6 protein-coding genes are annotated in these 10004 nt (G+C 74.2%); 4 read left to right on the top strand and 2 right to left on the bottom strand.

Annotation, left to right across the window (positions count from 1 at the left end; translation table 11 throughout):
* Positions 1-95 precede the first annotated feature (95 nt).
* Positions 96-1478, bottom strand: a complete 1383-nt coding sequence (locus tag ACFU0Y_RS14740) for a TIGR01777 family oxidoreductase (protein ID WP_380215275.1) — start codon at positions 1476-1478, stop codon at positions 96-98.
* A gap of 140 nt (positions 1479-1618) precedes the next feature.
* Here ACFU0Y_RS14740 and ACFU0Y_RS14735 point away from each other — a divergent pair, with 140 nt between their 5' ends.
* The 3 genes from ACFU0Y_RS14735 to ACFU0Y_RS14725 all read left to right on the top strand — a co-directional run bounded on the left by ACFU0Y_RS14735 (position 1619) and on the right by ACFU0Y_RS14725 (position 8705).
* Positions 1619-2197, top strand: coding sequence for a histidine phosphatase family protein (locus ACFU0Y_RS14735; RefSeq protein ID WP_380215274.1), 579 nt, complete (start codon positions 1619-1621; stop codon positions 2195-2197).
* A 134-nt stretch (positions 2198-2331) separates the two neighbouring features.
* Positions 2332-7254: an NAD-glutamate dehydrogenase gene (locus ACFU0Y_RS14730; protein ID WP_380215273.1), complete on the top strand. Its 4923-nt coding sequence runs from the start codon at positions 2332-2334 to the stop codon at positions 7252-7254.
* An 8-nt stretch (positions 7255-7262) separates the two neighbouring features.
* Positions 7263-8705, top strand: coding sequence for a phytoene desaturase family protein (locus ACFU0Y_RS14725; protein WP_380215272.1), 1443 nt, complete (start codon positions 7263-7265; stop codon positions 8703-8705).
* Between the two features lie 7 nt (positions 8706-8712).
* Here the strand turns inward: ACFU0Y_RS14725 and ACFU0Y_RS14720 are convergent, their stop codons facing one another.
* Positions 8713-9351, bottom strand: coding sequence for a lytic transglycosylase domain-containing protein (locus tag ACFU0Y_RS14720; RefSeq protein ID WP_380215271.1), 639 nt, complete (start codon positions 9349-9351; stop codon positions 8713-8715).
* An 82-nt stretch (positions 9352-9433) separates the two neighbouring features.
* Here ACFU0Y_RS14720 and ACFU0Y_RS14715 point away from each other — a divergent pair, with 82 nt between their 5' ends.
* The gene (locus ACFU0Y_RS14715) at positions 9434-9934 is read left to right on the top strand and encodes a DUF456 domain-containing protein (RefSeq protein ID WP_380215270.1); all 501 of its coding nucleotides are present in this window, start codon (positions 9434-9436) and stop codon (positions 9932-9934) included.
* Positions 9935-10004: the final 70 nt, after the last annotated feature.

The following is a 10004-nucleotide window of genomic DNA, read 5'->3' as shown; positions in this document are numbered from 1 at the left end:
CCGCCGCAGATCTGCGGCGGTCCCGGGCGGACGCGGTGACGTCGGCGGTGGTGGAGGTGCCTGCCCGTGGGGGCGGGGGAGCGGACGGGCGCGGGTCAGAAGCGGCCCAGCTCCTCGCGCAGCGCCGAGCCGAGGTCGGGGTGGCGGAACCGGTAGCCGCGGTCGATGGCCCGGTCCGCCGAGACCCGCTGGTCCGCGAGCGCCATCAGCTCGGCGCCCTCGGCGCCGAGCACGAGCTTCGGCCCGAACCCGGGCGTGGGCAGCAGGGCCGGCCGGCCGAGGACCTTGCCGAGGGTCCGGGCGTAGTCCCGGCCCGTCACCGGCATCGGGGCCACGGCGTTGACGGGCCCGTGCAGGCCGGGGGAGAGCACCGCGTGGGCGAACAGGCCCACGGCGTCGTCCAGCGAGATCCAGCTCAGCCACTGCTCGCCCGAGCCGAGGCGTCCGCCCAGCCCCGCCAGGAAGAGGGGCAGCTGCGCCTTGAGGGCGCCGCCGGCGGGGCTCTGCACCACCCCGGTGCGCACCGTGACCACGCGGGTGCCGATGGCCTCGGCCTCCTGGGCGGCCCGCTCCCACGCCGTGCACACCTCGGCCAGGAAGTCGTCGCCCGGAGGGGACTTCTCCGTGACGGTCTCCCCGTGCGTGTCCGCCCCGTAGTACCCGATCGCGGAACCGTTGATCAGCGCGGACGGGGCCTCGTCGCCGAGCGCGGTGAGGGCCCGGACGAGCAGCCGGGTGCCGAGCACCCGGGAGTCGTGGATCTGCGCCTTCGCCGAGTCCGTGAGCCGGCCGCCGATGCTGCGCCCGGCCAGGTTCACCACCACGTCGACCCCCCGCAGGTCGGCGGGGTCGAGCTGCCCGGTCGCCGGGTCCCACGAGATCTCCAGGGGGGTGCGCGCCTCGCGGCGCACGAAGCGTCGGACCGTGTGCCCGCCCGTGCTCAGGAGCGCGGCCAGCTGGACGCCGATGGTGCCGGAGGCCCCCGTCACGGCGACGGTCAGGGGCCGGCCGGGACAGCGGCTGTGCAGGTCCAGATCGGCGGCCAGCCGGCGGGCCCGGGCCTCGAACTGGCGTCCCAGCGCCGGGCTCATCAGCCGGTCCCCGAACGCCCGGCTGCCCGGCAGCGCCGCGTACTCCACCGTGTCGGTGACCACGGTTCCGCCGTGCCCGTCGTCGTCGAACCGGTGGTGGTGCTCCCAGGAGGAGAGCGGGCCCTTCACCATCCGGTCCCGGAACTCCCGGCCCGGGACGAAGCCGTGGTGCTCCGCGGTCCAGGGCACCGAGGCCAGCCCGTAGGAGCCCGGCACGGCGATCCGCAGCCGGGACCGCGTCCCGTCCCGCAGCGGGGGCGTGGACTCCTCCACCACGGAGCCGGTCCACGCGGGCGTCAGCCGGGTGAGCGCGCCCGGGCGGGCGTGCCAGGCGAAGACGTCCTCGACGGGATGGGGCACGCGGGAGCTGAACGTGAAGGTGGTCATGCGTGCCACTCAACCCGCATTGCCCCGGTTCGTCCAGGACCTCGGGCCGCAGACCGTCCGTGTCCTCGGCGGGAGGACCGGCCGGGGCCCCGCACCGTCCCCGCTTGCCCCCGGGCGGGCCGTCGCCCAGAGTGGGGGACGTGAACACCCCCGGACGCATCGTGCTCATCCGCCACGGCCAGACCGACTGGAACCTCGAGGAGAGGCTCCAGGGCGCCACGGACGTCCCGCTCAACGACGCCGGACGGGAGCAGGCCCGCGCCCTCGCGCGGCACCTGCGGGCCGAGGGCGCCCGCTGGGACGTGCTGGTCTCCTCGCCGCTGGGCCGGGCCGTGGAGACCGCGCGGATCATCGGCGGGATCCTCGGCCTCGAGCTCGCGGCGACCTACGACGAGCTCGTGGAGCGCGGCTTCGGCCCGCACGAGGGCTCGCGCCTGGCCGGTCTCGAGGGGCCGGCGCGGGAGCGGATCCTCTCCGCGGGCGAGCCGGTGGAGGCGGTCGTCCGGCGCGGACTGGCGGCCCTGCGCCGGATCCGCGACGACCACCCGGGGCGCGGCGTGCTCGTCGTGGCGCACGGCTCGCTCATCCGCCTGACGGTCTCCGAGCTCAACGGGGAGGCCCATCCCCGGATCCGCAACTGCGAGGTGGTCCCGGTGCGGACGGAGGCCCTCGGTGCCGCGCGACTGCGACATGACGTGTCGGAGTCCACCGCACCCTGACAGCCCCGGCTTCCTTCAATAAGCTGAGCTCATCAGGGACGGTCCCACGAGGTGCCGTCCACCCCCTGCGGCGGCGACGGTGGCGCACAGAACGCGCTCCCGGCCGCCCACGGCGACGAAGGCGTGATGCGGCTGTGGCCTCTGACCAGTACACGATCCCCGACGAGGACCGGACCGAGGCGATCCGTGTGATCCCGCGGGCCCCCGAGTGGTCCGGGGACCGGGAGTGGATCAACGAGTACTACCGCCACGTCCCGCAGGACGACCTGCTGGCCCGCACCGAGGAGCAGCTGCGCGAGCGGGCCGAGCACCACCACGAGGTGGGCCGGGTCCGGGCGCCGCGGGAGATCGCCGTGGGCGTGCGCCAGGAGGACTCGACCTCCGTGGTCTTCGTGGTCACCGAGGACGTCCCCTACCTCGTGAGCACGGTGTCCGCGGAGATCGCCGCCAAGTGGGGCGGCGCGCGCCTGCTGATCCACCCCGTGCTCGTCGCCGCCCGGGACGCGGACACCCACGAGCTGCGCGGGCTCCAGCAGGTGCCGGACTTCTCGGCCACCTCGAGCGGGGACACCACCGCGCTGCCGAGCCTGGCCGGCCTCCGCTCGGACGGCTCCACCACGCACGTCGTGGAGTCCTGGATCTCCGTGGAGCTCTCCCGGCAGATCTCCGACGAGACCGCCCAGGAGCTGGTGCACCGGCTCTCGGGCCTGCTCGAGGACGTCCAGCGGGTCGAGGACGACCAGGTGGAGCTCAAGGAGCGCGTCGGACGGCTCGCGGAGGAGCTCGACCGGCTGCGGCAGCTGGACCTGCCCGAGGGCGGTCACCCGCCGCTGGTGGGGCCGTCCCAGGAGTTCCTGCGCTGGCTGGTCCGGGGCAACTTCATCCTCATGGGCTTCAAGGAGTACGACCTCGAGGACTCCGGCGACGGCCTGTCCCTGGTCAGCCGGCCCGGGACCGGGCTGGGCCTGCTCGTGGAGCACGACCGCAAGCCGCACCGGCAGGTCCTGACCGGGCTGGGCCGGGAGCACGCGCGCGAGGCCGGCACGCTGTTCATCACGAAGGCCAACCGCCGCTCGTCGATCCACCGCCGGGAGTACCTCGACTACATCGGCGTCGCCAAGTACGACGACGAGGGCCGGATCGTCGGCGAGTACCTCGTGCTGGGGCTGTTCACCCGCCGCGCGTACAACACGCCGGCCCGCGAGACGCCGCTGATCCGGGACAAGATGACCGAGGTGGCCGAGCGGTTCGGCTTCCTCGAGGACTCGCACTCGGCCCGGGACCTCATGGGCAACATCGAGGACTACCCGCGGGACGAGCTGTTCCACATGACCGCGGACGAGCTCTACGACATCATGCGCGGGGTCATGGGCCTCGACGAACGGCGGCAGACCCGGCTTTTCCTGCGCCAGGACCACTTCGGGCGCTTCATGTCCGCGGTCGTCTTCCTGCCCCGTGACCGGTACAACACCTCGGTGCGCGGGCGGATCGAGGCCGAGCTCAAGCGCACCTTCGACGCCGAGTCCATCGACTTCGACGCCCGGCTGTCCTCCTCGACCCTCGCCCGCCTGTTCTTCCGCATCCGGCTGCCGTACACCGGGCAGGTGCAGTCCTTCGACCGCGCGGGCCTCGAGGCGCGGCTGCGGGCCGCGGTGCGCTCCTGGCCCGAGGCGCTGGCGCGTGCGATCCACCGGGACTTCCCGGAGGACGTCGCCCGGGCCCACGCCGAGAACTGGGCGGAGGCGTTCCCGGACGCCTACCGGGCGGACTACGAGATCGAGGAGGCGCTCCTGGACCTCCAGCGCTGCGAGGAGCTGTGGGGGCGCGACCCCGACCTGCCCGCGGAGGTGCGCGTCGTCGACGACCCCGGGGGTGTGCGGCTGAACATCTACCTCACCCGCTCCCTGTCCCTCACCGCGCTGCTGCCGATGCTGCAGAACCTCGGGCTGACGGTCCTGGACCAGAAGCCGTACGAGGTGACCCCCGCCGACGGCCGCCACTTCCAGCTCTACGACTTCGGGGTGCGGCTGCCGGAGGGCGTGGACGCGATCGGGCCGGAGGACGCGAAGACCGAGGACCTCATCGAGGACACCCTGTGCGCGGTGCTGTCCCACCGCTCCGAGTCGGACTCCCTGAACCGGCTCGTCCTGACGGAGCGCATGACGTGGCGGACCGTGGCCGTGCTGCGCTCCTACGTCCGGTACCTCCTGCAGCTGGGGCACCCCAACTCCTTCGACTACATCGCGGACACGCTCCTGGGCTTCCCGCGGGTCACCCGGGCGCTGGTCGAGTTCTTCGAGGCGAGCTTCAACCCGGCGCTCGACGACGCCGTGCGCGGCTCCCAGCGCGACGCCGCGCACGGCCGGCTCGTCGAGGCCCTGGACGAGGTGCCCACCCTGGACGCCGACAAGCTGCTGCGCGCGCTGGCCGAGATCATGGCCGCGACCCTGCGCACCAACGTGTACCGGCACCGCCCCACCATGGCGTTCAAGCTGGACCCCCGGCGGATCAGCACGGCCCCGCTGCCGCACCCCATGTTCGAGGTGTGGGTGTGGTCCCCGCGGGTCGAGGGCACGCACCTGCGCTTCGGGCCCGTGGCCCGCGGCGGCCTGCGCTGGTCGGACCGCCGCGAGGACTTCCGCACCGAGGTCCTGGGCCTGGTGAAAGCCCAGATGGTGAAGAACTCGGTGATCGTGCCCAACGGGGCGAAGGGCGGGTTCTACCCCAAGCAGCTGCCGGACCCGGCCGTGGACCGGGACGCCTGGGTGACGGAGGGCCGGGAGTCGTACAAGCTGTTCATCGCCTCCCTGCTGGACATCACCGACAACCTCGTCCGGGACGGATCCGGTCAGGACGTCGTCGTGCACCCCGAGAACGTGGTGCGCCGCGACGGCCAGGACTCCTACCTGGTGGTGGCCGCGGACAAGGGGACGGCGTCCTTCTCCGACACCGCCAACGCGATCTCGCAGGAGTACGGGTTCTGGCTCGGGGACGCCTTCGCCTCGGGCGGCTCGGTGGGCTACGACCACAAGGCCATGGGCATCACCGCCCGCGGGGCGTGGGAGTCGGTGAAGCGGCACTTCTTCGCGCTGGGCGTCGACACCCAGACGGAGGACTTCACCGTGGTGGGCGTGGGCGACATGTCCGGCGACGTGTTCGGCAACGGCATGCTGCTGTCCGAGCACATCCGGCTGCTGGCCGCGTTCGACCACCGCGACATCTTCCTCGACCCCGACCCGGACCCGGCCGTCTCCTACGCCGAGCGCGAGCGGCTGTTCGGCCGCCCCCGGTCCTCGTGGCAGGACTACGACCCGGAGAAGATCTCGGCCGGCGGCGGCGTGTACTCGCGCACCGCGAAGTCCGTGCCGATCTCCCCGCAGGTCCGCGAGGCCCTCGACCTCGAGGACGGCGTCGAGGAGCTCTCCCCGATCGAGCTGATGCGCGCGATCCTCACGGCGCCCGCCGACCTGCTGTACAACGGCGGGATCGGCACCTACGTGAAGTCGGCGGAGGAGACCCACACGGACGTGGGGGACAAGGCCAACGACACGATCCGCGTCGACGGCCGGGACCTGCGGGCCAAGGTCGTCGGCGAGGGCGGCAACCTGGGCTGCACCCAGCTCGGCCGGGTGGAGGCGGCGCTGCACGGGGTGCTGATCAACACGGACGCGATCGACAACTCCGGCGGCGTGGAGTCCTCCGACCGCGAGGTCAACATCAAGATCCTCGTGGACCGGATGGTCGTGGCCGGGGAGCTCTCGGCGGACGAGCGCGCCGGTTTCATCGAGGCCATGACGGACGAGGTCGCCGGGCTCGTGCTCGAGACGAACGTGGCGCAGAACGTGCTGCTGACCACGGAGCGGGCGCGCGTGCGGTCCCTCAACGAGGCCTACATCCGGTTCATGCACTGGCTCGAGGACGAGGCCGACCTCGACCGCGACATCGAGTTCCTGCCCTCCGACGAGCAGCTGCGCGAGCGGGTCCGGACGGGTCACGGGCTCACGTCCCCGGAGCTGTCCGTGCTGGCGGCCTACGCCAAGATCCAGCTCTCGGAGGCCCTGGTCGAGGGCGGTCTCGCCGAGGACCCGTGGTTCGAGGAGGTCCTGGAGGCCTACTTCCCGGAGCAGATCACGCAGCGCTTCGGCGAGCTCGTCGGCACCCACCCCCTGCGCGCCGAGATCATCGGCACGGTGGTGGCCAACCAGATGGTCAACTACGGCGGCATCCCCTTCGTCTACCGCGTGATGGAGGAGACCGGGTGCGGGCCCGTGGAGGTGGCCCGGGCGTTCGTGGCGGCCGTGCAGATCTACGAGATCGACCGGTACGCCCACCAGCACCGGGAGCTGCCCGCGGACGTGCCCACCGAGATGTGGGACCGGATGTTCCTGGACATGCGCCGGCTGCTGGACCGCGTGGTGCGCTGGCTCATCAACCGGGAGGAGACGGCCAACCCGGTGGCCGAGGTCATCGACCGCTACAAGCCCACCGTGGACATCCGGTTCCTCGAGGACCGGCTGCTCGGGGAGGACTCCCGCCAGCGGGTGGACTCGCGGGCGGAGGCCGCCGAGCGGCAGGGCGTGCCCGGGGCCCTGGCCACGGAGTGGTCGCAGCTGCTGGACGCGTTCGCGCTGCTCGACGTCGCCCGCCTCGCCCACGCCTCGGGCGAGGCGATCGCCGAGGACGGGAGCCTCGACGAGGAGCAGATCAAGACCATCGCCAAGGTCTACTTCCGGCTCTACGACCGCTACCGCATCGAGAGCCTGCTCAACCGCATCACGGGCCTGCCGCAGACCACGCGCTGGGAGAACCTCGCGCGGATGTCCATGCGGGAGGACGTCTACGCGACCCTGGTGGCCCTCGCCGACCAGGCGCTCGAGGCGCCCGGCCAGGACGCGCGGGACAAGGTGGAGTCCTGGGAGTCCAGCAACGAGTCCCGCCTGGGCCGGCTGCGCGAGGTGCTGGGGGAGATCGAGGCCGAGGAGACCGGCGAGGCCTCCACCGAGCTCGCGTCCCTGTCCGTGGCCCTGCGCACGATGCGCAGCGCCCTGGCCGGGTAGGACCGCCCGTGCGGGGGACGGCCGCGGTCGTCGGCTCGGGGCCCAACGGCCTCGCCGCGGCCGTGGTGCTGGCCCGCGCGGGGCTCGAGGTCACGGTCCACGAGGCGGCGGGCGCGGCCGGGGGAGCGGCGCGCTCCGCGGCCGTGCTCGGCCCCGGCACGGTGGTCGACCTCGGCTCCGCCGTGCACCCCTTCGGCGTGGCCAGCCCGCTGTTCGCGCAGCTGGGCCTGCACCGGCACGGCCTGGAGTGGCTGCACCCGCCGGTCGTCGCCGCGCACCCGCTCGACGACGGCCCGGCGGGCCTGCTGCACCGCTCGCTCGAGCGCACGGCGGCGGGGCTGGGCGTGGACGGCCGGGCGTGGTCCCTGCTGCACCGCGGCGTGGTGGAGCGCTGGGAGGAGACCGTCGAGTCGGTGCTGGGCCCGCTGCTGCGCGTGCCCGAGCACCCGCGGGCCCTGGCCTCCTTCGGGCTGCGCGCGCCGTGGCCCGCCGCGGCCACGGCCCGGGCCCTGTTCCGCACCGAGCAGGCCCGGGGTCTCTTCGCCGGCTCCGCCGCCCACGCGGTGCTGCCCCCGCGGCACGCGCTGACCTCCGCCTTCGGCACGCTGTTCGGAGCCGCCGCCCACGCCACGGGGTGGCCGGTGGCGCGCGGCGGGTCCCAGGCCGTCGTCGACGCCCTGGTGGCCGATCTCGAGGAGCACGGCGGGCGGGTGCACGTCGACTCCCCGGTGACGGACCTCGCCCGGCTCCGCCCGGCGGACGTCGTCCTGCTGGACCTCACCCCCCGGCAGGTGCTGGGCCTGCGCGGGCTCGAGCTGCCGGACCGGTACCGCCGGGCGCTCGCCCGGTGGCGCTACGGGACGGCCTCCTACAAGGTGGACCTGCTGCTGGACGGCCCCGTCCCGTGGCGGGACCCGCAGGTGGCCCGGGCCGGGACCGTGCACGTGGGCGGGACGCTCGCGGAGATCGGCGCCGCGGAGGAGCAGGCCCGGGCGGGCCGGCTGCCGGAGCGCCCGTTCGTGCTCGTGGCCCAGCAGGGCGCCGCCGACCCGTCCCGGGCGCCCGCGGGCCGGCAGGTGCTGTGGGCCTACGCCCACGTCCCCCACGGGTGCGACGACCCCCGGGCGGGGGAGCGGGTGCTCGCGCAGCTCGAGCGCTTCGCCCCCGGCGTCCGGGACCGGGTCCTCGAGCGCGTCGACACCTCGCCGGCCCGGCTGGAGGCGTGGAACGCGAACCTCGTGGGCGGGGACATCGGCGGCGGCTCCCTGGACGGGCTGCAGCAGGTGTTCCGGCCGGCCGTGCAGGCCGACCCCTACGCCACCGGCGTGCCCGGGGTCTGGCTGTGCTCGTCGTCGACGCCACCGGGCGGCGGGGTGCACGGCATGGCCGGGTACCACGCGGCCCGCCGAGCGCTGCGGGGCCTCGCGAGGAGCCGGCGGACGGCCGGCTGAGCAGCGCTCAGGCCCCGACCCCGGCGTAGGTGGTGGCCGCGAGCTCGCGGATCTGCGCCACGTAGCCGCGGGTCTCCGCGAACGGGGGGATCCCGCCGTACCGCAGGACCGCGGTGGGCCCGGCGTTGTAGGCGGCCAGCACCAGGTCGATCTCCTCCTGGGCCGAGGCCGGCGCCAGCCCCCGCACCATGCGCCGCAGGTCCTTGAGGTAGAGGCCCTGGGCGCGGATGGCGGCCCGCGGGTCGAAGGGGTCGCCCCGGCCGTAGCGCCGCCACGTGTCCGGCATGAACTGGGCGAGGCCCTGCGCCCCGGCGTGGCTGACGGCCCTCGGGTCCCAGCGGCTCTCCACGTCCAGCTGGGCGGCCACGATCTCCGGCGGCAGCCCGGAGACCTCGGCGGCGGCCAGGACGTCCGCTCCCCACGGCTCCGGGACCGGGGCGGTGCGGGACGGCTCCTCGCCGGGGCCCGCTCCGCAGCACCCGCCGGTGTTGGCGTGGAAGAGCCCGCCGGTGCCGATCAGCAGCAGCACCACGGAGGCGAGCAGGAACCACCGGGAACCGCGCGGGGCGAGGTCCTCGGTGCCGGCTCCCTCGGGACCGGCCCGTTCGGCGCCGGGGCGCGCGGGGTCCAGGACGGTGGTGGCCATCCGTTCCAGGCTAGGAGGGCCCGCCCGTCCCGGTCTGCGGCCACTTGGGGGGACAGGCCGCCCCAGCGCCTACGATGAGGGCGTGACTGCCGAGATCATCGCGACCCTCATCACCGCCGCCCTGCTCGTCGTCGGCTGCCTCGGCATCATCGTGCCGGTGCTCCCGGGCTCGATCCTGATCGTGGTCGGCCTGCTCGTCTGGGCCCTCACGGTCCAGGCCGTCGAGGGGTGGACCGTGCTGGCGATCGGCTCCGTGCTGGCGATCGCCGGGATGGCCGCGAGCGCCGTGCTCACCGGGACCCGGCTCAAACGCCGGCAGATCCCCAACCGGTCCCTGCTCTACGCCGCCGCCGGCGCCGTGGTGGGGCTGTTCGTGATCCCCGTGGTCGGGATCTTCGTGGGCTTCTTCGTGGGCCTGCTGCTGAGCGAGACCGCCCGTCAGCGGGACCTCCGGGCGGCGCTGGACTCCAGCTGGGCGGGCCTCAAGGCGGCCGGGCTGGGGATCGTCGTGGAGTTCGCGTGCGCGCTCGCCGCCTCCACGGTGTTCGTGCTGGGCGCGCTGGTCCTCTTCACGACCGCCTGAGCCCGGTCCCCGGAGCGTCGACCGCGCGGACCCCGGCACGCCCGAGGGCCCGGACACCGCGGCGGGTGTC

The organism is Kocuria sp. NPDC057446 (assembly GCF_042802875.1).
In the GTDB taxonomy this organism is placed as follows: domain Bacteria; phylum Actinomycetota; class Actinomycetes; order Actinomycetales; family Micrococcaceae; genus Kocuria.
Note: the sequence above shows the minus strand (reverse complement) of the source record. Positions and strands in the feature narration are given on the sequence as shown.

Bases quoted from the DNA above. Each gene is read 5' to 3' on its own strand.
- ACFU0Y_RS14740 (WP_380215275.1), bottom strand. From the start codon at position 1,478: ATGACCACCTTCACGTTCAGCTCCCGCGTGCCCCATCCCGTCGAGGAC.
- ACFU0Y_RS14720 (WP_380215271.1), bottom strand. From the start codon at position 9,351: ATGGCCACCACCGTCCTGGACCCCGCGCGCCCCGGCGCCGAACGGGCC.